The sequence below is a fragment of the Micromonospora sp. CPCC 205554 genome, assembly GCF_036902745.1.
In the GTDB taxonomy this organism is placed as follows: domain Bacteria; phylum Actinomycetota; class Actinomycetes; order Mycobacteriales; family Micromonosporaceae; genus Micromonospora; species Micromonospora tulbaghiae.
This window is the reverse complement of the sequence record NZ_JBAKHP010000019.1, coordinates 76,854-98,051: the sequence shown is the minus strand read 5'-3', so window position 1 is coordinate 98,051 and position 21,198 is coordinate 76,854. Positions and strand designations below refer to the sequence as shown.

Annotated in this window: 22 protein-coding genes; 10 read left to right on the top strand and 12 right to left on the bottom strand. The window is 73.7% G+C overall.

Annotation, left to right across the window (positions count from 1 at the left end; all coding sequences use genetic code 11):
* Window positions 1-73: 73 nt before the first annotated feature.
* Together V6U82_RS21840 and V6U82_RS21835 are read left to right on the top strand one after the other, a co-directional pair.
* Window positions 74-1,687: an MFS transporter gene (locus V6U82_RS21840; protein WP_334464036.1), complete on the top strand. Its 1,614-nt coding sequence runs from the start codon at window positions 74-76 to the stop codon at window positions 1,685-1,687.
* On the top strand, window positions 1,684-2,370 hold the full coding sequence (locus tag V6U82_RS21835; RefSeq protein WP_334464033.1) for a futalosine hydrolase: 687 nt from the start codon (window positions 1,684-1,686) through the stop codon (window positions 2,368-2,370). Before V6U82_RS21840 ends, V6U82_RS21835 begins: the two co-directional genes overlap by 4 nt.
* Window positions 2,371-2,426: 56 nt before the next feature.
* On the opposite strand, the gene V6U82_RS21830 is transcribed toward V6U82_RS21835, so the two are convergent.
* Window positions 2,427-3,410: an NAD(P)-dependent alcohol dehydrogenase gene (locus V6U82_RS21830; protein ID WP_334464030.1), complete on the bottom strand. Its 984-nt coding sequence runs from the start codon at window positions 3,408-3,410 to the stop codon at window positions 2,427-2,429.
* Window positions 3,411-3,528: 118 nt separating this feature from the next.
* On the opposite strand from V6U82_RS21830, the gene V6U82_RS21825 reads away from it, so the two are divergent.
* Together V6U82_RS21825 and V6U82_RS21820 are read left to right on the top strand one after the other, a co-directional pair.
* Window positions 3,529-4,239, top strand: coding sequence for a TetR/AcrR family transcriptional regulator (locus tag V6U82_RS21825; RefSeq protein WP_334464028.1), 711 nt, complete (start codon window positions 3,529-3,531; stop codon window positions 4,237-4,239).
* 34 nt (window positions 4,240-4,273) lie between these two features.
* Window positions 4,274-5,104 (top strand): 1,4-dihydroxy-6-naphthoate synthase, encoded by an 831-nt coding sequence (locus V6U82_RS21820; RefSeq protein ID WP_334464027.1) that lies wholly within the window; start codon window positions 4,274-4,276, stop codon window positions 5,102-5,104.
* Here V6U82_RS21820 and V6U82_RS21815 read toward each other — a convergent pair.
* The gene (locus V6U82_RS21815) at window positions 5,065-5,451 is read right to left on the bottom strand and encodes a cold-shock protein (protein ID WP_026267952.1); all 387 of its coding nucleotides are present in this window, start codon (window positions 5,449-5,451) and stop codon (window positions 5,065-5,067) included. The genes V6U82_RS21820 and V6U82_RS21815 overlap by 40 nt on opposite strands.
* 28 nt (window positions 5,452-5,479) lie before the next feature.
* Entirely contained in the window at window positions 5,480-6,103 is a 624-nt protein-coding gene (locus tag V6U82_RS21810; RefSeq protein ID WP_334464025.1) for an HAD family hydrolase, read from the bottom strand.
* Between the two features lie 37 nt (window positions 6,104-6,140).
* On the opposite strand from V6U82_RS21810, the gene V6U82_RS21805 reads away from it, so the two are divergent.
* Window positions 6,141-8,603 carry a helicase-associated domain-containing protein gene (locus V6U82_RS21805; RefSeq protein ID WP_334464023.1) on the top strand — a complete coding sequence of 821 codons (2,463 nt, stop codon included), beginning with the start codon at window positions 6,141-6,143 and terminating at the stop codon, window positions 8,601-8,603.
* Window position 8,604: 1 nt separating this feature from the next.
* On the opposite strand, the gene V6U82_RS21800 is transcribed toward V6U82_RS21805, so the two are convergent.
* A complete protein-coding gene (locus V6U82_RS21800; protein WP_128137788.1) occupies window positions 8,605-8,841 on the bottom strand; it encodes a hypothetical protein in 237 nt (78 codons plus the stop codon).
* A gap of 122 nt (window positions 8,842-8,963) precedes the next feature.
* A complete protein-coding gene (locus V6U82_RS21795; RefSeq protein ID WP_334464021.1) occupies window positions 8,964-9,839 on the bottom strand; it encodes a L,D-transpeptidase family protein in 876 nt (291 codons plus the stop codon).
* Window positions 9,840-10,054: 215 nt separating this feature from the next.
* Between V6U82_RS21795 and V6U82_RS21790 the strand changes: the two genes are divergently transcribed.
* Window positions 10,055-11,734 (top strand): DNA repair helicase XPB, encoded by a 1,680-nt coding sequence (locus tag V6U82_RS21790; RefSeq protein ID WP_128137787.1) that lies wholly within the window; start codon window positions 10,055-10,057, stop codon window positions 11,732-11,734.
* 48 nt (window positions 11,735-11,782) lie between these two features.
* Here V6U82_RS21790 and V6U82_RS21785 read toward each other — a convergent pair whose 3' ends face one another.
* From V6U82_RS21785 to ligD (V6U82_RS21760), 6 genes are all read right to left on the bottom strand, one after another.
* Window positions 11,783-12,742 (bottom strand): zinc metalloprotease, encoded by a 960-nt coding sequence (locus V6U82_RS21785; RefSeq protein WP_334464015.1) that lies wholly within the window; start codon window positions 12,740-12,742, stop codon window positions 11,783-11,785.
* Between the two features lie 92 nt (window positions 12,743-12,834).
* Entirely contained in the window at window positions 12,835-13,158 is a 324-nt protein-coding gene (locus V6U82_RS21780) for a hypothetical protein (protein ID WP_334464013.1), read from the bottom strand.
* A complete protein-coding gene (locus V6U82_RS21775) occupies window positions 13,151-14,008 on the bottom strand; it encodes a GNAT family N-acetyltransferase (RefSeq protein WP_334464011.1) in 858 nt (285 codons plus the stop codon). The genes V6U82_RS21780 and V6U82_RS21775 overlap by 8 nt, the downstream gene beginning before the upstream one ends.
* A 528-nt stretch (window positions 14,009-14,536) precedes the next feature.
* Window positions 14,537-15,247, bottom strand: a complete 711-nt coding sequence (locus V6U82_RS21770; protein WP_334464008.1) for a TIGR03089 family protein — start codon at window positions 15,245-15,247, stop codon at window positions 14,537-14,539.
* 58 nt (window positions 15,248-15,305) lie between these two features.
* Entirely contained in the window at window positions 15,306-16,220 is a 915-nt protein-coding gene (gene ligD / locus V6U82_RS21765) for a non-homologous end-joining DNA ligase (RefSeq protein ID WP_334464006.1), read from the bottom strand.
* Window positions 16,210-17,148, bottom strand: a complete 939-nt coding sequence (gene ligD / locus V6U82_RS21760) for a non-homologous end-joining DNA ligase (RefSeq protein ID WP_334464077.1) — start codon at window positions 17,146-17,148, stop codon at window positions 16,210-16,212. Before ligD (V6U82_RS21760) ends, ligD (V6U82_RS21765) begins: the two co-directional genes overlap by 11 nt.
* A gap of 87 nt (window positions 17,149-17,235) precedes the next feature.
* On the opposite strand from ligD (V6U82_RS21760), the gene ku reads away from it, so the two are divergent.
* Window positions 17,236-18,222, top strand: coding sequence for a non-homologous end joining protein Ku (gene ku, locus V6U82_RS21755; RefSeq protein ID WP_334464004.1), 987 nt, complete (start codon window positions 17,236-17,238; stop codon window positions 18,220-18,222).
* A gap of 48 nt (window positions 18,223-18,270) precedes the next feature.
* On the opposite strand, the gene V6U82_RS21750 is transcribed toward ku, so the two are convergent.
* Complete coding sequence (locus V6U82_RS21750) at window positions 18,271-18,663, bottom strand: PPOX class F420-dependent oxidoreductase (protein ID WP_128137132.1); 393 nt, start codon at window positions 18,661-18,663, stop codon at window positions 18,271-18,273.
* A 156-nt stretch (window positions 18,664-18,819) separates the two neighbouring features.
* Between V6U82_RS21750 and V6U82_RS21745 the strand changes: the two genes are divergently transcribed.
* From V6U82_RS21745 to V6U82_RS21735, 3 genes are all read left to right on the top strand, one after another.
* On the top strand, window positions 18,820-19,476 hold the full coding sequence (locus V6U82_RS21745; RefSeq protein WP_258544821.1) for an FKBP-type peptidyl-prolyl cis-trans isomerase: 657 nt from the start codon (window positions 18,820-18,822) through the stop codon (window positions 19,474-19,476).
* A 139-nt stretch (window positions 19,477-19,615) separates the two neighbouring features.
* Entirely contained in the window at window positions 19,616-20,464 is an 849-nt protein-coding gene (locus V6U82_RS21740; protein WP_334464075.1) for an SCO6745 family protein, read from the top strand.
* A 31-nt stretch (window positions 20,465-20,495) separates the two neighbouring features.
* Entirely contained in the window at window positions 20,496-21,170 is a 675-nt protein-coding gene (locus V6U82_RS21735) for an HAD family hydrolase (RefSeq protein WP_334464001.1), read from the top strand.
* Window positions 21,171-21,198 lie beyond the last annotated feature (28 nt).

The window sequence follows — 21,198 nt, the reverse complement described above, 5'->3', positions numbered from 1 at the left end:
GACAGGCACTCCCCGGAGTCATTCTCTCCGGGTGATGCGGCACACGCGGATCGGATGGGCGAGGATGGGACGCATGGCGCTGTCCTCCCGCTCCGGCCGCTCCTTCCTCGGGCGGACCGTCGGCACCGGCATCCGCGCCACCCGGCTGCTGCTGCGGGGCTCGCTGCACGGCGGGCGCTGGATGACCCGGCGGGCCGGCACCGCCCGGGCCCGCAGCGCGGGTAACGAGGTGGGCATGGTCCGCCTGTTCGACCTGCACGCGCTCTCCTGCGCCGGTGACACGCTCATCGCGATCGGCCTGGCCGGGACGATCTTCTTCGACGTGCCGCTGGGCGAGGCGCGCAACAAGGTGGCCCTCTACCTGCTGGTGACCATGGTCCCGTTCGCCATGCTCGCCCCGGTGGTCGGCCCGCTGCTCGACCACTTCCGCCACGGCCGGCGGTACGCGCTGGCCACCACCATGCTCGGCCGGGCGTTCCTGGCCTGGCTGATCTCCGACTACATCGGCGGGTTCGGGCTCTACCCGGCGGCGTTCGGCGTGCTCGCGCTCTCCCGGGCGTACGGGGTGGCCCGCTCGGCGGCGGTCCCCCGGCTGCTCCCCGAAGGGCTGGGGCTGTCCCAGGTCGGGGCACGCGCGAGCGTCTACGGCACGGTGGCCGGTGCGCTCGTCGCGCCGATCGGGCTGGCCGCGTTCTGGTTCGGGCCGCAGTGGCCGCTGCGGGTCGCCTCGGTGATCTTCCTGATCGGCATGGTGATCTCGTTGCGGCTGCCGCCGAAGGCCGACTCCGAGCCGCCGGAGCGGATGCCGCACCCGCTGCGCGCGATGCGCCGCCGCGACGGCGAACGCCCGCTGGGCCGGGGCCGCCCCAGCGGGCGGCTGGTGATCGCCACGCTGATCGGCGCGGCGGCGCTACGCGGGCTCTACGGCTTCCTGCTGCTGTTCCTGGCCTTCGCGATCAAGGCCGGTGACCTGACAACCGACTTCTTCGGCCGCGACCTCGGCGCCCAGGGCGCGCTGGGCCTGGTCGGCGGCGCGCTGGCGGTCGGCACGTTCCTGGCCACCGCGCTCGGCACCCGTCTGCGCATCCACCGGCCGACAGCGCTCCAGTCCAGCGGCACGATCGTGGTGGCCGGTGTGGCGGTGCTCGCCGCGCTGAAGTTCTCGCTGCCCATGGTGGCGCTGCTCTGCCTGGTGGCCGCGATGATGAGCGGGATCGCCAAGCTCGCGGTGGACGCCTCGATCCAGGAGCGCATCCCGGAGCGGCTGCGCGCCAGCTCGTTCGCGCACTCGGAGACCGCGCTGATGCTCGCGTTCGTGGCCGGGGGCGGGCTCGGGCTGGTGCCGTTCACCGGCCTGATCGGCGTGAGCGTCGCCGCCACGGTCGCCGCGCTGGTGGCCGTACGCGGCGTGCTGGTCGCCGGCAAGCTGCGCGGTGAGCACCTGGCCGGCCGGCCGCTCGGCGACGAGGAGCTGGCGGCGGAACAGGCCACCCGGGCCGACGAACCGGCCGTCACCTCGTTCGACGACCCGGCGCCCACGTCACCGGCGCCCCAGCGTTCCGGGCCGGCGGACGACGACGGGCTGGCCCCGCCCGGCTTCCACATCTACCGGCCGTCCTCCTCGGTGGGCGGGCCGGGCGGCGTCGAGGACACCGAGCGGCGCGACCCCCGGGGGCCGGTGGCGTGACCGGTCTGCTCGTGGTCACGGCCGTGCCGGCCGAGGCCGAGGCGATCCGCGCCGGCCTCACCGCATCGACCGCACCGGCGCCGCCGGACGTGACAGTGCCGCCGGATGTGACGGTGCTGCCGGTCGGGGTCGGCCCGGCCGTCGCCGGGGCCGCCACGGCACGGCTGCTGGCGCTGGCCGAGGCGGCCGGGCGGCCGTACCGGGCGGTGGTCAGCGCCGGCATCGCCGGAGGGTTCGCCGGCCGGGTCGCGGTGGGCGGCACGGTGCTCGCCGATCGCAGCGTCGCCGCCGACCTCGGTGCCGAGTCACCGGCCGGTTTCATCCCGGTCGAGGACCTGGGCATGCCGCCCGAGCTGCTGGGCGGCGGCCGGACCGTGCTCGCCGATCCGGCCCTGCTGGCCCGTCTGCGCGCCGCGCTGCCGGGGGCCACGGTCGGCACGGTGCTCACCGTCAGCACGGTGACCGGCACCGCCGCCAGCACGGCGGCCCTCGCCGAACGGCACCCGGACGCGGTGGCCGAGGCCATGGAGGGGTACGGCGTGGCGGTCGCCGCCGCCCAGGCCGGCGTGCCCTTCGCCGAGCTGCGGACGGTCTCCAACCCGATCGGCCCGCGCGACCGGAGCGCGTGGCGGATGCGGGAGGCGTTCGCCGCGCTCACCGCCGCCGCTGCCGCCCTCCACTGATCTCGTCCACCTGTGGACAACCCTGTGGACAACTCGCCGGGCTGGGGACGGCGGCCTCAGATCGTGATGACGACCTTGGCTCGCGCGTGCTCGCCTTCGAGGTAGCGGATGGCGTCGGGCACCTCGTGCAGCGGATAGGTGCGGTCGACGACCGGCGTGAGGCGGCCGGCTTCGGCGTGCTCGCGGAGCGCGTCGAGGTGCGCCCGGCCGGGTGAGGTGGCGAGGACGACGACGCGTTGCCGGACGAACGGTGCCGTCAGCCGTCCGCGGGCGAGCAGCCCGATCGGGCCGAGCAGGCTGCCGCCGCGGTAGACGCCGCCGCCGGAGAGCACGAGCGTTCCGGTCGGCGTCAGCGCGCGCCGCAACGCCGTGAGGGAACGGTTGCCGACCAGGTCGAACACCACGTCGTGGCGGCGGTCGTCACGGGTGAAGTCGTCGCGGGTGTAGTCGACCACCTGGTCGGCGCCGAGTGAACGGACCAGCGCGACGTTGCGGGTGCGGCACACGCCGGTCACCGTCGCGCCGAGCGCCTTCGCGAGCTGGACGGCGAGCGTGCCGACACCGCCCGACGCCCCGTTGATCAGGACGCGGTGACCGGGCCGGACCTGTCCGGCGTCGCGGAGCCCCTGGAGCGCGGTGACGCCCGCCAGCGGCAGGGCTGCCGCCTGCGCCGGCGTCAGGTTCGCCGGCCGCGGCGCGACCAGGTGCTCGGGTACGCGCACGTACTCGGCGAACGCGCCGTCGGCCTCGCCGAGGTCACCGAAGACGGCGTCGCCGGGGCGTACCTGCCGCACCTGGGCGCCGACGGCCTCGACCCGGCCGGCGAAGTCGCGGCCACGGACGCGGGCCCGGGGCCGCCCGAGGCCGAACGCCAGCCGTGACAGCCGGGGGTCGCCGCGCATGGCATGCCAGTCCCACGCGTTCAACGCGGCGGCCTCGACCCGGACGAGGAGGTCGCCGGGGCCGGGCTCGGGCGTCTCGACGTCGGCCAGCGCGAGTGTCTCCGGAGGGCCGTACCGGTCCTGCACGATCGCCTTCATGTCCCTGCTCCCTCCCAGGTGTACGGCGTATACCGCGATGAGACCAGGCTAGGTGTACGGCGTACACCCGTCAAGACGGTTACTGTGTCAACGGCCACCGGGAGGGACTGGGGACGACATGGCTGAGCAGGTGGAGACGGTGCGCCGGACGCCGCTGACCAGGGACCGCGTCCTGCGTGCCGCCGTCGCGCTCGCCGACCAGACCGGGATCGAGTCGCTCAGCATGCGCAACCTCGCGCAGGACCTGGGCGTCGTGCCGATGGCCCTCTACAAGCACGTCGCCAACAAGGACGAACTGCTCGACGGCATGATCGACATCGTGGTCGGGGAGATCGACCCACCCGTGGCCGGCGACTGGAAACAGGCGATCCGCCGGCGCGTCCTGTCGGCGCGGCGGGTGCTGCTCCGCCACCCCTGGGCGTCGCTGGCGATCGAGTCCCGGACCACCGCCACACCGGCCGTGCTCGCCTACCTCGACTCCACAGTCGGCGCGTTGCGGGCGGGCGGATTCTCCGCCGACCTGGCCCACCACGTCATGCACGCGCTGGGCAGCCGGGTGCTGGGCTTCAGCCAGGAACTGTTCGACGCCTCCCGGCAGGCCGGCCGGTCCGGCGCGACGGTGCCCGAGGCGCCCGCCGATCTGCCGCCGGAGGCGGCCGCCCGGTTCCCGAACCTCGCGGCCATCGCCACCGCGGCGTCCCACGACGGCGACTCGGTCGTCGGGCCCGGCTGCGACGACCAGTTCGAGTTCGAGTTCGCGCTGGACCTGCTGCTGGACGGCATCGAGCGGCTGCACCGGGACGGCTGGACGTCACACCGGACGGGGTGACGGGTCAGCCGGGCGCCGGGGTTACGGTGGGACCGTGGCGCTCTCCCTGGCGATCTCCCCCTGCCCCAACGACACGTTCGTCTTCGACGCCCTGGTGCACGGCCGGGTGCCGGGCGCGCCGCCGGTCGAGGTGACCTACGCCGACGTCGACGTCACCAACACCGCCGCCGAGCGGGGGGCGTTCGACCTGGTGAAGGTCAGCTACGCCGCGCTGCCGTGGCTGCTCGACGACTACCACCTGCTGCCCTGCGGCGGCGCGCTCGGCCGGGGCTGCGGCCCGCTGGTGCTGACCCGGGGTGACCGGACCGACCTGTCCGGCGCGACGGTGGCGGTGCCCGGCGAGCGGACCACCGCGTACCTGCTGTTCCGCCTCTGGGCGGCCGACCAGGCCCCGGCGCGCATCGAGGTGGTGCCGTTCCACGAGATCATGCCGGGCGTGGCCGCCGGCCGGTACGACGCGGGCCTGGTCATCCACGAGGCGCGCTTCACCTACCCGCGGCACGGGCTGACCGCGCTGGTCGACCTGGGCGAGTGGTGGGAGGGCGACACCGGGCTGCCGATCCCGCTCGGCGCGATCCTGGCCCGCCGGGGCGCTGTCGACCCGGTCGAGGCCACCGCCTGGATCCGCGAGTCGGTACGCCAGGCGTGGGCCGACCCGGAGGCCAGCCGGGAGTACGTCCTCGCGCACGCGCAGGAGATGGAGCCCGACGTGGTGGACCGGCACATCGGCCTCTACGTCAACGAGTTCACCGCCGACCTGGGAGAGGCCGGCTTCGCCGCCGTGGAGGCGCTGCTGGGCCGGGCCGCCGACGCCGGGCTCGTCCCTCAGACCTCCAGCTCGCGCGCCACCGCGTGGACCAGCTGAGCGATCTTCTGGGCGGTCTTCCGATCCGGGAAGCGCCCCCGGCGCAGGTCCGGCTGGACCTTCGCCTCCAGCACCTTGATCATGTCTTCCACCAGGCCGTGGAGTTCCTCGGCCGGCCGGCGGCGCAGCTCCGCCACGGACGGCGGCGCCTCCAGCAGCTTGACCCCCATCGCCTGGGCGCCCCGACGGCTGTCGACCACGCTGAAATCGACCCGCTGGCCACCCTTCAGGTCGGCGACACCCGCCGGTAGCGCGCCCTTCGGCAGGAACACGTCGCCACCCTCGTCACTGGTGACGAACCCGTACCCCTTGGCGGCGTCGTACCACTTCACTCGACCCGTCGGCACCTGTTGAACCCCGCTCCACTCGAACCGTCTACCCCTCCAAGGCTAGCCCGATGATCCGGTCCAGCGCCGCCGGGAATTCGACGAGATCATCAAGCACCACACGGGCACCGGCCTCGGTCAGTTCGGCGGCGGAGCACGGGCCGGTCGCCACTGCCACGCCCGGGATTCCCGCAGCCCGCGCGGCGGCCATGTCCGCCACGTGGTCGCCCACGTAGAGCGTCGCGCCGTGCTCGCGCAACGCGACCGCCTTCTGCTCGGCGAACACGTCCCCGGCCAGCTCGTCCACGGGTAGCCCGAGGTGGTCCAGGTGCAGCTTCGCCAGCCGGCCGATCTTCGCGGTCACCACCATCGTCCGACCGCCGCGCGCCTGCACCGCGCGCAGCGCGGCCTCCGCACCCGGCATCGGCACGGTCGGGGTGATCGCGTACGCCGGATACAGCTCCCGGTAGACAGTCACCGCCTCCTCGACCCGCTCCGGCGGGAACCAGTGCGCCAGCTCGGTACGCAGCGGTGGGCCCAGCCGGGAGACGGCCAGTTCCCCGTCGACGTGCACGCCCGTGCGCGCGGTGAGCGCCCGGAACGCGGCGGCGATCCCGGGGCGGGAGTCGACCAGGGTCATGTCGAGGTCGAAGCCGACCATCAGCGGAGACATGCCGAGAACCTACCCAGCGGGCTAGCGTGGTACGACGATGACCACCTCACTCGCCGACCACCTGCGGGCCCTCCCCGACGAGTCGCTTGCCGCCCTGCTCCAGCTGCGGCCGGACCTCGTCGTGCCGGTGCCGGCCGACGTGTCCGCCCTCGCCCTGCGCGCCCAGTCCCGGGTCTCCGTGGCCCGGGCGCTCGACGGGCTGGACCAGTTCACCCTCCAGATCCTCGACGCCGCCCGGCTCACCCGGGGGCCCGAGGGCGCCACCTCCACCGACCAGATCCTGGCCATGGCCACCGCCGGGCCGCAGCCGCCCGCACCGACAGCGGTCCGCGCCGCCGTCGACCGGCTCCGGGCCCGGTTCCTGCTGTACGGCCCCGAGCACGACCTGTGCGTGGCCGGCGGCATCGACGAGGTGTCCCCGTACCCGGCGGGGCTGGGCCGACCGGCGGCGGAGCTGGACCCGCGCGCGGCGGCACTCTGCGCGGACCCGGCGAAGCTGCGGCGGACGCTGCTGTCCGCGCCGCCCTCGGCCCGGGCGGTCCTGGACCGGCTCGCCGCCGGGCCGCCGGTCGGGACCGTGGCCCCCGGTGCGCTGGAGGCCCCCGCCACCGGCGCCGAGGACGTGCTCCCGCCCGACCTGGTCAACGGCGGCGCGCCGACCGGCTCCCCGATCCGCTGGCTGGTCGAGCACCGGCTCCTGGTCCGGATGTCCGGCGGCCGCAACGGCACCGTCGAACTGCCCCGCGAGGTGGGGCTGGTGCTGCGCCGCGACGCCGGCCCGCTCGGCCCGCTGCGCACCAGCCCGCCGGTGGTGTCCGGCCCGCCGCGCGAGGTCAAGTCCGTCGACTCGGCCGGAGCCGGGCAGACCATGGAAATGGTCCGGCACACCGAGGCGATGCTCGAGGCGCTGACCGCGGAACCGGCGCCGGTCCTGCGCTCCGGCGGCGTCGGCGTACGCGACCTGCGGCGGCTCGCCCGTGGCCTCGGCCTGGACGAGCCGACCACCGCGCTGCTGTTCGAGGTGGCGTACGCGGCCGGGCTGACCGGCGAGATGGAACTGACCGGCGCGGCCACCACCCGGTACGGCGGCGACCAGCAGATCCTGCCCACCGGCGGGTACGAGGTGTGGCGCGCGGTGTCGCTGGCCCAGCGATGGGAGCAGCTCGCCCGCGCCTGGATGTCGATGCCCCGCCAGGCCGGTCTGATCGGGCAGCGCGACGACCGGGACCGGCCCATCTCGGTGCTCTCCGCCGAGGCGGAACGGGCCGGCGCGCCGGCCGCCCGGCGTGCGGTGCTGGCCGTGCTGGCCGACCTGCCGCCCGGTACCGCGCCGACCACCGACGAGGTGCTGGAACTGCTGGACTGGCGCGCGCCCCGGCGGGCCCGGGGGCGGGAGGCGGCGCACCGGGAGGTGCTCGCCGAGGCCGCCACGCTCGGCGTGACCGGGCTCGGCGCGCTCACCACGTACGGGCGGCTGCTGCTCGCCGAGCTGACCGAGGCCGACGAGCGCGGTGACGACCCGCTCGGGCTGCGCTCCGACGCCGAGTCGGGCGACGCGTCGACGACCGTACGGGCGCTGGACGGGCTGCTGCCCGCCCCGGTCGACCACGTGCTGGTGCAGGCCGACCTGACGGTGGTGGTGCCCGGCCCGCCCGACCCGGCGCTCGCCGCCGAACTGGACGTGGTGGCCGAGCACGAGTCGGCGGGCGGAGCCAGCGTGCACCGGGTCACCACGGCGAGCATCCGGCGGGCGCTCGACGCCGGCTACACCGCCGACGACCTGCACGCGCTGTTCCGCCGCCGGTCGCGTACCCCGGTGCCGCAGGGCCTGACCTATCTGGTCGACGACGTGGCCCGCAAGCACGGCGGGCTGCGTGTCGGAGCGGCCGGGGCGTACGTGCGCAGCGACGACGAGGCACTGCTCACCGAGGTGCAGGCGGACCGGCGACTGGAGCCGCTGGCGTTCCGCCGGCTCGCGCCCACGGTGCTGGTCACCCCGTACCAGGTCAACCGGATGCTCATCGCGTTGCGCGACGCCGGGTACGCCCCGGTGCCCGAGGACGCCGGCGGTGCGACCGTGCTGGCGCGGCCGAAGACCCGGCGGGCGCCGGCCCGTACCGCGATCGGCCGTGCGGTCGACCCGCTCGCCACGCCGAAGCTGCCGATGCCCCGCCTGCTCGGCGTGGTGGAGCAGATCCGCCGGGGCGAGGCGGCGGCCCGGGCGGCACGGCGGGCCCCGGCGGTGGTCCGCGGCGCCCCGGCGGCGGGTGGTCCCACGCCCGTGTCCGGGCACGGCGACGCGCTGGCGGTGCTCCAGCAGGCGGTACGGGACAAGGCGCTGGTCTGGGTGGGCTACGTCGACGCCCACGGGGCGACCGCGTCCCGGCTGGTCCGCCCGGTGTCCATCGGCGCCGGCTACCTGCGCGCCGAGGACGACCGGACGGAGATGCTGCACACGTTCGCGCTGCACCGGATCACGGCAGCCGTGCTGGAGGAGTGAGCTACTCCCCGTTGCGGCGCAGCGTGCCGATCACCGACACGGCCAGCAGCAACGCGAACGCGGCACCGGCCGCCTCACCCACCGAGTCGACGAAGCCCTGCTGCTGCACCAGCAGCCCGAACAGGAACCAGCCGAACACCCCCGCGGCGGCGGTCGCGTAGGCGAGCAGGACCGCCGTGGGCACCTCCTGCTGCCGCGTCCGCTCGTCCTCGGGAAGCACCTCCTGGTCGACGGTCATGACAGTCCCTCCCCGTCCCGGCATGGACCCGGCTTCCAGGGTTACACCAACCGGAGCGCGCGGACAGGGGTTAAAACCCTGATCCGGGCGCTCCGGTCACGGGTGGGGACGGGTTCCAGGGCTCAGGTGCCGGGGCGGCGGCCGATCACGACCACGCGGGTGCCGACCGAGCCCAGCTCCCACAGACGCACCGCGTCGCGGTGCAGCAGATTCACGCAGCCGTGCGAGCCGATCGCGCCGTTGTGCAGGTAGGTGGTGGTCTCGTGGAAGCCGATCCCGCCGTTGAACTGCTGCCAGTACGGCAGCCACACCTCGTACGGGTTGGACCACTCGCGCGGGTTCTTCCGGCCCACCGAGTACGTGCCGGCCGGGGTGGCGTAGCCGGACATGCCGGTGCGGGTGACCGTCGGTCCCATCACCACCTTGCCGCCGCGCATCGCCCATACCGTCTGCCGGGTCAGGTCGACGCAGAAGGTGAGCCGGGAACCGGCCTTGCAGCGCGCGGTGTCGGTGGCGGCCAGCCGCTTCGCCACGTCGTACGTGGTGGGCCCGGCGCGGCCGGAGGACGGGCTGATCCCGTACCGGATCTGGAACTTCTTGATCGCGGCGCAGTCGGCGGCGGACTGCTCGCCGTCCACCGTCGGCGTCCCGAAGCCGCCCAGCCGGGCCAGGTACGTCTCCACGGCCCGCTGGTGCTCCCCCTGCGGGCACCCGGCGGACGCGCTCGGCTTCGGCTTGGGCTTCGTCGTCCTCGTCGCCTCGGGCGACCGGGAGGGTTTCGGCGAGGCCGTCCGGCTCGGCTGCGCCGACGGGGACGTGACCGGCTGTTCCGGCGTGGGCGACGCGCTCGCCCCCGATGCTCCCTCCGTCAGCCCGACCGGGCCGGGGGTGCTCCCCCCGGCGCCTTCCGCCTGCGGATCGAGCGCGCAGGCGCCGACACCGACCAGCACGACCACCGCCAGGGCGGTGGCCCGGGCGAGAAACCGGACACGCTGCATGGGCCCTCCCTGGACAGTCGTCCCGCTAGCTAGACGTGTGGGACGAGTATGACGTTGCCTGTCCACCGAGACTTTTTTGCGGCGCCCTCCGGCGTGCAACACTGGATGGTCGGCCTGCGGCAGGTCAGCCGGGGCGCGGACGGGATGCCGGGCGACCGGTTCCGGGCGACGAGTTTCCGGGCAGCGGGTTCCGGGCGATGCGAGAGGACGCTGGCGTGAGCGGTGGACCACTGATCGTGCAGTCGGACAAGACGCTGCTGCTGGAGGTGGATCACCCCGACGCGCAGGCGTGCCGGATGGCGATCGCGCCCTTCGCCGAGCTGGAACGTTCCCCCGAGCACGTGCACACGTACCGGCTCACGCCGCTGGGCCTGTGGAACGCCCGGGCCGCCGGCCACGACGCCGAGGGCGTGGTCGACTCGCTGATCAAGTACTCGCGCTACCCGGTGCCGCACGGGCTGCTCGTCGACGTGGCCGAGACGATGGACCGGTACGGCCGGCTCCAGCTCGCCAACGACCCGGTGCACGGCCTGGTGCTGCGCGCCCTGGACCGGGTGGTGCTGATCGAGGTGGCCAAGAGCAAGAAGCTCGCCGGCATGCTCGGCGCCAAGATCGACGACGACACGATCGCGGTGCACCCGTCCGAGCGGGGCCGGCTCAAGCAGGCGCTGCTCAAGCTGGGCTGGCCGGCCGAGGACCTGGCCGGGTACGTGGACGGCGAGGCGCACCCGATCGAGCTGGCCGAGTCCGGCAAGGACGGCGGCAAGCCGTGGACGCTGCGGTCGTACCAGCGGGAAGCCGTCGAGGCGTTCTGGGCGGGCGGGTCCGGCGTGGTGGTGCTGCCCTGCGGCGCCGGCAAGACGCTCGTCGGCGCGGCGGCCATGGCCGAGGCGAAGGCGACCACGCTGATCCTGGTCACCAACACGGTGGCGGGACGGCAGTGGAAGCGGGAACTGATCGCCCGCACCTCGCTGACCGAGGAGGAGATCGGCGAGTACTCCGGCGAGCGCAAGGAGATCCGCCCGGTCACCATCGCCACGTACCAGGTGCTCACCTCGCGGCGCGGCGGCGCGTTCACCCACCTGGACCTGTTCGGCGCCCGCGACTGGGGCCTGGTCGTCTACGACGAGGTGCACCTGCTGCCCGCGCCGATCTTCCGCTTCACGGCGGACCTCCAGGCCCGTCGCCGGCTCGGCCTCACCGCGACTCTGGTACGCGAGGACGGCCGGGAGGGCGACGTGTTCAGTCTGATCGGCCCCAAGCGGTACGACGCGCCGTGGAAGGACATCGAGCAGCAGGGCTGGATCGCCCCGGCGGAGTGCACCGAGGTACGGGTGACGCTCACCGACGCCGAACGACTCGCGTACGCGACGGCGGAGGCGGAGGAGCGCTACCGGATGGCGGCGACCGCCCGCACCAAGCTGCCGGTGGTGCGGGCCCTGGTGGACCGGCACCCGGACGAGCAGGTCCTCGTCATCGGCGGGTTCCTCGACCAGTTGCACCAGCTCGGCGAATACCTGGACGCGCCGATCGTGCAGGGCTCCACCACGAACAAGGAACGCGAGCGGCTGTTCGACGCGTTCCGCTCCGGCTCGTTGCGGACGCTGGTGCTCTCGAAGGTCGGCAACTTCTCCATCGACCTGCCCGAGGCGGCGGTGGCGATCCAGGTGTCCGGTACGTTCGGCTCCCGGCAGGAAGAGGCGCAACGGCTCGGACGCGTGCTGCGGCCGAAGGCCGACGGCCGGCAGGCGCACTTCTACACGGTGGTCTCCCGGGACACCATCGACACCGAGTACGCCGCGCACCGGCAGCGGTTCCTGGCCGAGCAGGGGTACGCGTACACCATCGTGGACGCCGACGACGTGCTCGGGCCGCCGCTGCCCACTGTCGACTGACCGGCGTGCCGGGCGGACCGCTGCGATGCGGCCCGCCCGGTCTCGCGGTCAGCCCTTGCCGCTGGCGCGGAACGCCACCCAGGCGTCGCTCATCCGGTCGGCCTGGCCCGGCGTGAACATGTTCATGCAGGAGTCCTGCGTGTAGTCCATGAAGTTGTGGATCGGGTCGAGCCCCGGCGCGGTGCAGGTGTCCGCCCCGATCGGGCAGTTGAACTGCGGTGCCGCCTCACGCGGCGTGTCCGCCACGAAGTCGCCGGACGCGGAGCAGCCGTGCGCGAACGTGTGCTCCAGCATCAGCCAGTGTCCGACCTCGTGCGTGAGCGTGTCGCCGAGCGCGTACTTGCCGGCCGTGCCGCCCGGCATCGACTCGTCGAGCATCACCACGCCGTCGATGTAGTCGCGGCCGTTGTTGTAGCCCTTCGGGAAGTACGCCCAGCCGAGCAGCCCGTCACCGATGTTCGCCGCGTAGACGTTCAGGGTGCGGGAGTCGCCGGTGTAGAGCGCCTTCTTCATGTCCCGCTCGTTCTTGCCCGGCACCACCGTGTACCAGGCACTGTTCACGGTCCAGGTGGTGTCGACGAGCGAGAAGCGGAACGGCGTGTCCGACGCGTCGGCCGCCGTACGACCCGCGAACGAGTCGTTGAGCACCGTCATCTGCGCCGCGATGAGCGTGTTCCAGCGGGCCTTCTCGGCGGCGCTCAGCTCGTGGTCCGAGATCATGTGGAAGATCGTCGGCACGGTGACGCTGCCGTTCGCCAGGCGCGGCGAGTCCTTGATGACGCCGTACGCCTTGGCCTCGTTCGTCGAGTAGAGCGCCGGCTCCTGGGCGGTGGCGCCCTCGCGTACCCGGGCGGCGCTGTGCGTGTCGGTGCCGGGCTCGCACTCGGCGGCGGCGGGAGAGGCGGTCACGGGTGCGGCCGTGGCCGCGACGGGGGCTCCGCCGGCGGTCAGGAAGGTGGCTGCGGCAGCGACGAGCACTGCCAGGTGGATCGTCGGTTTCCTGTGCATCGTTGCACCTTTCGAGAGGCATGAAAGGAGTACCGACGCGGGGTTGTCAAAGCTGCGGGTCGATGACGTCGTCGTCCCGCCATAAGACCACGTCAACGGCCGTCCGCAACAGACCCCGGCGAGTCCGTCGACGTCATGACGTCGGCGATGGCGCGCGCCACGCACTCGTAGTCGCGTACCAGCCGCCCGACCAGCGCACGGTCCGGCTCGAACGCGGCGACCAGCCCGCGTACCAGATCCTGGGTGCGCTGGTCCGGGCTGAGCCGCCGCCCCCGGTGCCGGCGCGCGACGCTGCGCCAGCGACGCATGCCGACGTCGGCGAGCCGTTCCTGGTGCTCGGGCGCGGGCACCGGGCAGCCGCTCGCCCACAGGTCGGCGAGGGCCCGCACGATCGCCGCCCGGGTCGGGTCAGTCATGCAGGTAGCGGGCGCGGCGGCCGAAGTCGCGGAAGCCGAGCCGCCGGTACAGCCCGGCGGCCGGGTTGTCGTCGTTGACGCAGAGCCACGCGGCGTCCGCGCCCGCGTCGGCAAGGCCGCGCAGCACGCGCGCCACGAGGTACGCGCCGATCCGTCGCCCGCGCCACCCGGGCACGACGCCGACCTGGTCGATCCAGTCGTCGAGCACTGTGACGAAGCCGGCCGCCTCACCGTCCGGGCCGCGCGCCAGCAGCGTCAACTCCGGTCGGAAGTCGTCGTCGTCACGCAGGTCGCCCAGCCACTCGCCGGCCTCGGGCTCCACGAATCCGGGCCGGTCGGCGAACGACGCCCGGTAGGTGGCGAACAGCTCCGGCCCCAGCACGGCCTGTTCCACAGTCACGCCGTCCGGCGCCGTGACCTCGGGCGACGCGTGGAGGTCGTGCCGCAGCACCCACTCCAGGAACGTCCGCGTGTAGCCACGCGCCGCGAACAACCCCTCCGCGCCCGCGTTCCACGTCTCGGTGGTGACCAGCAGGCCCGCGTCGCCCGCCTGCTTCTCCGCCCAGTCCAGCAGCGCGCCGCCGAGCCCGCGCCCGCGCCACGCCGGGTGCACCAGGCCGGTGGCGGTGGCCGGCGTCCGCCCGGTCCCGACCCCGACGGCCGCGACCAGGTCGCCGCCGGACCAGGCGCCGTGGGTACGCGTCTGCAGCAACCGTGCCCGCGCCAACGGGGTACGCCCGAACAGCGGCAACCCGCCGTCGGCGGCGAGGCACGCCTGCGCCAGCCCGGTCAGCGCGGGCAGGTCGTCGTCGCCGAACTCCCGCCAGAACAGCCCCTCGATCCCGCCCACGCCCACTCCCGCCACCACCGAGCCCGACCGCCACGGTCCGGCACACCCGACGCAGTAGGCCCCACCCCTCTCCCCCAGGTCAACCACATTCCCCACCCTCCCGCCCCGACCAGTCCACGTCGATCTTGGAGTCACGGCGCCTCAGATGTTGCGGGCAGCGCGGACGAGAGCCCCGCGAGGCCGCCCTCGCCGCTCGAACCGTCTCCACTGCCTGAGACGGTCGTTTCACGAGGCGAGACACGCGGAGATCTTGGAAGGAAAGTGCCCCTAAGAGGGCCGTTTGGCTCCAAGATCTCCTTGCCGATCGACGGGAGGCGCCACCGGGGACGGCTCGCCGAACGGCCATGGGGCTTCCCCAAGGGCGCGCCCGACGCCGCCGACCAACGTCCGGCGCTCGCACGGGACGGTCGAGCCGACGACGAGCCGCGCCACAGCTCCCCCCGCACCCATCACCCACTGCGTTGATCTTGCAGTTGGCGCCCCGACAAGAGCCACTGATCCGGCATCGAGAAGGCCGAAACTGCAAGATCAGCGAGAAGGCGAGGGGGTGGGGTTGGCGTGGATCAGGACCGTGGCTCCGGCGGACAACGGGGCCAGGAGCCACTTCAGGGGCTGCTCGTCCTCGGTCGGGTCGATCACCAGGCGGTCGCCGGGGTGCAAGTCGAGCTGGGTGGCGATCTCGGCGGCCAGGCGGCGCCACGCGCCGAAGCTGGTGCCGTCCGGCGTGGCCGGGTCGGACGGGTCGACGGCTGTGTAGTCCGGCGGGTCGGTCGGGTGCCGCAGCACCTCGGCCGACCAGTCCAGCCAGCCCGGCGGCAGCTCGGCGAGCCGGCCCGGCCCGGTGCCCACCAGATAGCGGTGCGTCCCCTGGGGCACGTCCTCCAACCAGTCGTCGAGGCGTTCCGGGGTCACGAACACCGCGTCGTACGGCCGGTCCGCGCCCGGTTCCAGCACCGGCAGCCCGGCCAGCGCGCGCGGCCGGAACGAGACGGACAGCCCGACCGACCAGGCCCCGAGCAGCACCGCGGCGGTACGCCAGTGCGGCGGCAGCAGCACCGCCACCCGGTCACCGGGGCGCAGCCCGCACCCGTCGCGCAGCAGTCCGGCGCTGCGGGCGGTCCACTCGCCGAGTTGCGCGGCGGTGAGGTCGGTGCGTTCCCCGGTCGCGTCGTCGTGGTAGCTGAGCAGCGGGTATCCGACCGCGTCGGGCGTGACGGCGACGGTTGCCTGGTGGGCCATGCGCGAACTCCTGTCTGCCGGTCCGCTCACCCTAGCCCGACGTGCCCGGCCCTCCGGGTCAGCGCACGGGCAGTTCCGGGCCGCCGTCGAGCAGCGGGGCCAGCAGGTCGCCCTGCTTCTCCACCCGCTTGAGCACCTCGCCCGCGGTGTACGGCCGCGTCGACGGCCGCTTCCCCGCCGCCCCGGCCTCCACCTCGTCCCAGGTCAGCGGCGTCGACACCGACGGCACCGACTGCGCCCGCAGCGAGTACGGCGCCACTGTCGTCTTCGCCGCGTTGTTCTGACTCCAGTCGATGAAGACCTTGCCGGGGCGCAGGTTCTTCGCCATCTTCGACACGATCAGCTTCGGGTGTGCCTGCTCCAGCTCCTGCGCGATCCGTTTGGCGTAGTCGGAGACGATCTCGGCGTCCTGCGTACCGGCGATCGGGCAGCAGAGCTGCATGCCCTTCTTCCCCGACGTCTTCGGGTACGCCTCGACACCGTCGGAAGCCAGCCGGTCGCGCATCAGCAGCGCCACCTGGCAGCACTGCTTGAGCGCGGCCGGGGCGCCCGGGTCCAGGTCGACGACCATCATGTCCGGGTGGGCGCCGATCTTCCACTGCGGGGTGTGCAGCTCCAGCGCGGCCAGGTTGGCCAGCCACACCAGTGTGGGCAGTTCGTCGCAGACCACGTAGTCGATGGTCTCCCGCCCCTTCGTCGACCCGGGGGCGGGCAGGTTCTCGGTGCGTACCCAACCGGGGGTCGCGGCGGGTGCGTTCTTCTCGAAGAACGAGCCGCCGTCGACGCCGTTGGGGAACCGGATCCGGGTCAGCGCGCGGTCGCGCAGGTGCGGCAGCAGCACGGGTGCGATCCGGGTGTAGTAGTCGATCACCTCGCCCTTGGTGAAGCCGGCCTTCGGGAACAGCACCTTGTCCAGGTTGGACAGCTCCAGCGAGCGCCCCTCGACCTCGACCTTGAACCGGTCAGACGGCATCGTCGACCTCCTCGGGCGGCTTGTCCGGGCGCAGGCGCAGGATGCGCGGGAAGCGCAGCCGGCCGTCCGGCGTGCGCTGGCCGTACTTGACCTCCACCACGATCCGGGGAGTTACCCAGATCGCGCCCCGGGCATCCTCACGCGGCACCCCGGCGGCGAACGGCGAGTCGGTGGCGCGCAGCGGCTCCAGCTCGCGCAGCAGTTCCCGTTCGATCGCCGCGCCGATCCCGCCGCCGACCCGCCCCCGGTAGACCAGCCGCCCGTCCGGGCCGGGCACGCCGACCAGCAGGCCGCCGACGCGCCGCGCGCCGGGTCGCCAGCCGCCGACCACGAAGTCGGCGGTGACCTCCAGCTTGACCTTCACCCAGTCCGGCGAGCGCACGCCGGGCCGGTAGAGCGAGTCGACCCGCTTGGCCATCACCCCCTCCAGCCCGTGCTCGCCGGCCGCCGCGTAGGTGGCCGGTCCGTCGCCGAAGACCGGCGGCACCGCCCACCGGGCGGCGCCGAGCCCGAGCGACTCCAGCGCCGCCCGTCGCTCCCGCCACGGCCGGGCGGTCAGGTCGACGCCGTCGAGCCGCAACACGTCGAAGATCATGTACGTGACGGGTACCGTCGCCGCCAGCCGCGCCGCCTTGGCCGGGTTGCGGACGTGCATCCGCTCGGCGAGCGCGGTGAACGAGGGCTGCCCGTCGGTGAAGAGGACCACCTCGCCGTCGAGCAGCGCGTCGTCGACCTGCTCGGCGAGGTTGAGCAGTTCCGGGTACGCGGTGGTGATCTCGACGCCGGAGCGGGCGTAGAAGTGCCGGTCGCCGCGGGCGATGTCGGCGAGCGCGCGTACGCCGTCCCACTTGAACTCGTACGACCAGGCGGCGCCGGCCGGGAGCTGCCCGGTCGTCGCGAGCATCGGCTTCAACGGCGCGCCGGGCACCTCCTGACTGTAGTTGCGCACGGAAGCGCGTGCGTCCCGTTCGATCGTTTGCGATTCTGGTGGTCAACCGGGGAGAGGAGCGCGGGTATGCGGGCGATCTGGAAAGGAGCGGTGTCGTTCGGCCTGGTGTCGATCGGGGTGAAGGTCTACTCGGCCACCGAGGAGAAGGACATCCGTTTCCACCAGGTGCACCGTGAGGACGGCGGCCGAATCCGCTACAAGCGCACCTGCTCGGTCTGCGGCGAGGAGGTCACCTACGACGACATCGCCAAGGGGTACGACATCGGTGGCGGCGAGATGGTCATCCTCACCGACGAGGACTTCGCCGACCTGCCGTTGAGCACCTCGCACGCGATCGACGTGCTGGAGTTCGTACCGGCCGAGCAGGTCGACCCGATCCTCTACAACAAGGCGTACTTCCTGGAGCCGGAGGGCTCGGCGACGAAGCCGTACGTGCTGCTGCGCGACGCGCTGTCCGACTCGGAGCGGGTGGCGATCGTCAAGGTGGCGCTGCGCCAGCGGGAGCAGCTCGCCACGCTGCGGGTCCGCGAGGGCGTGCTGCTGCTCAACACCATGCTGTGGCCGGACGAGATCCGCCGGCCGGACTTCGGTTTCCTGGACGAGGACCTGAAGGTACGCCCGCCGGAGCTGGCGATGGCCAGTTCGCTGATCGACTCGATGGCCGGCGAGTTCGAGCCGGACGCGTTCACCGACGACTACCGGGCGGCGTTGCAGGAGGTCATCGACGCGAAGGTCGAGGGCCGCGAGGTGGTGCAGCCGGAGGAGGAAGAGGCAGCGCCGGCAGCCGCGGTGGACCTGATGGCCGCGCTGAAGGCGTCGGTCGAGCGGGCCCGGGCGGCCCGGGGCGAGGCACCGTCCGGTGGCGGTGCCGAGCCGACCCCGATCTCGTCGGCCCGATCCGCGAAGAAGGCCGCGAAGAAGGCGCCGGCGAAGAAGACGGCGGCCAAGAAGACGCCCGCGAAGAAGACGGCGGCGAAGAAGGCCGAACCGGCCAAGAAGACCGCCGCCAAGAAGACGCCCGCGAAGAAGACGGCCGCGAAGAAGAGCGCCTGAGGCGTACGGCGAAGGCCCCGCCCTCGATGGACGGCGGGGCCGCGCCGCTCAGCCGCGGCCGAGCTTCTCGGTGGGCGTCACACGGACGATGACGCGCTCCTCGCCGGGACGGCGCCAGGGGTAGGTGTCCTGGCCCAGGTATTTCTTCGCCAGCCGGTCGATGTGCTCGTCGGCGCCCTCGGTGACGAACTCGACGGTGCCCTTGATCCACAGGGTGCGGAAGTCGTCGGCCTTGTCCGCCACCGACACCGCGACCACCGGGTTGCGGGACATGTTCAGGTACTTCTGCCGGCCCTTGGCCGTGTTGAACACGATGTGCTCGCCGTCGGTGTCCACCCAGACCGGGGTGACGTGCGGGGTGCCGTCGGCCTCGATCGTCGCCACGTGCGCGAGCTGCGGCTCGCCGAGCAGGGCCAGGTCTTCTTCGCTGAGGATCGCCATGGTCGGAAACTACCCCGCGCGGTGCCCTCGTATCGGGCTTCGTGTCCGGATCGTGGCGGCCGTCTGGGCACGCTGGGGGTCCGGGCGGGTACCGTGTGCGCTGGCCTCGGCGGCGGCCCGCCGGGGGCGCACCCACCCACCCTGCAGGGAGTCGACGTGAGCGAGCGTGTGGAGAACCGGTCGGCGGGCCAGGCCCCGGCCACCAAGGCACAGCGGCGGCTGGCCGCCCAGCTGGCCGAGAAGAAGGCAGCCGAGGCGCGTCGCCGCCGGCAGTCGATCCTCGGCGCGGCGGTCGGCGTGCTGGCGGTGGTTGCCCTGGTCGGCGGCCTGGTCTGGCTGAACAGCGGGGACGACGACAAGGCGTCCACCGCCGGCTCCTCGGCCAGCCCCACCGCGCCGGCCGAGCCCACCGCGCCCGCCCAGGAGCTGCCCGCCGGCATGGACCCGGCGCTGAAGACCAAGCCGACCGTGCAGGCGGGCACCGGTGAGCTGAAGAAGCTCACCGTCACCACGCTCGTCAAGGGCACCGGCCCGGCGGTGAAGGCGGGTCAGAACATCACCACGAACTACGTGGGTGTCTTCTACAAGGACGGCAAGCAGTTCGACGCGTCCTGGGACAGCGGCCAGCCGGCCACCTTCCAGATCGGCGTGGGCCAGGTCATCAAGGGCTGGGACCAGGGCCTGGTCGGCGTGCCGGTGGGCAGCCGGGTCCAGCTGGACCTCCCGGCCGAGCTGGCGTACGGCAACGACGCCGCGGGCGGTCGTCCGGCCGGGCCGCTGCGCTTCGTCGTCGACGTGCTGGCTGCGCAGTAGATCACTCCGGGCTTCCGCCCGGTCACCCAGCGGCAGTAGGTTCATGGTCACCACGGGCGGCACGTCCGCCCGTGGGGATCTGCCCACCGACGCGGAGGTGCACGTGGCGGCGCTGGACGAGGCCGGGGTGACCCGGCAGATGTGGACGCTCTACGAGCCGGTCCACGCGGTGACCTACTTCCACCCCCGTGCCCGGGCCGCGTTCGAGGCGGTCGGGCTGCGGGGTTACTGGCGTGGCTACTTCGCCGGCCGGGCCGCGCCGCTCGGGCCGGTCGACGCGCCGACGGTCACGGCCGCGTTCTTCAGCTTCGCTCCGGCCATGGTGGCCCGCGCGCTGCCCTCGGTGTGGCGCCTGGCCTCCCCGGAGGAGGCGATGCGGGCCCGCCTCACCGGTGGCGTGCAGGCGCTCGCCGAGTTCACCTACGAGCTGCCCGAGTCGCACCTGGTCGAGGCCGCCGACCTGCTGGAGGAGGCGGCCGGCCGGGTGGACGTCGCCGGCCGGGTGCTCGGCGCGGTCAACGCCGCGCTGCCCCGGGGCGAGTACCCGCTGGCCCGGCTCTGGCAGGCCGCCACCACGCTACGCGAGCACCGCGGTGACGGCCATGTGGCGGCGCTGGTGACGACCGGGCTGGAACCGGTCGAGGTGGTGGCCTGGCGGTGCCGGGTCGACCAGTCCCGCGAGTTCCACCAGCCGGCCCGGGGCTGGACCGACGAGCAGTGGACCGCCGCCGAGCAGCGCCTGGTGGACAAGGGCTGGCTGACCGCTGACCTGAGCCCCACGCCGTACGCCACCGAGACGTTCCGCGCGGTCGAGGAGGCCACCGACCGGGCCGCGTCGGGGCCGTGGCGGGCGCTGGGCGCGGAGCGTACGGCCCGGTTGCGGGAGCTGCTGGAGCCGATCGCGACGCGCTGCCGCACGATCATTCCGGCCCAGGCCCCGATCGGCCTTCCGGCCCAGCGTTCGGCCGGAGCGGCGCTGCCGCGGTGAGTCCGGCCGCCGGCTGGGGCAGGATGGCGGAATGGTGGACGCGGTGCTCTTCGACCTGGACGGCGTGATCGTGGACTCGGAGCCGGTCTGGGAGGAGGTCCGGCGGGCGTACGTGGCCGAGCACGGTGGCATCTGGCAGCCGGACACCCAGCGTCGGCTGATGGGGATGAGCACCGCCGAGTGGGCCGAGTATCTGAGCGGTGAGCTGGGCGTCGACCGGCCGGCCGAGCAGGTCGCCACCGAGGTGGTGACCGAGATGGCCCGGCGGTACGCGCAGCGCGTACCGCTGATCGACGGCGCCGACGCGGTCGTGCGCCGCATGGCCGCGCGGTGGCCGCTGGGTCTGGCCAGTTCCTCACCGACCCGGCTGATCGGGGCGGCGCTGGACGCGACGGGCCTGGCCGGCGCGTTCGGCGCGACGCTGTCGACCGAGGAGACGGCCCGGGGCAAGCCCGCGCCCGACGTGTGGCTGGCGGTGGCGCAGCGGCTGGGCGTCGACCCGGCCCGGTGCGTGGCGGTGGAGGACTCGTCGAACGGGGTGCGCTCGGCGGCCGCCGCCGGGTGCCGGGTGGTGGCGGTGCCGCACACGTCGTACCCGCTCGACCCGGACGCGGAGGCGCTCGCGGCCGTGCTGCTTCCGTCCATCGGCGCGCTCACGCCCGAGGTGGCCGAGTCACTCGGCCGCCGTACGGCGAATGATCGGTAGGCGGCGGGGTAGCGCCATCACGCGACGA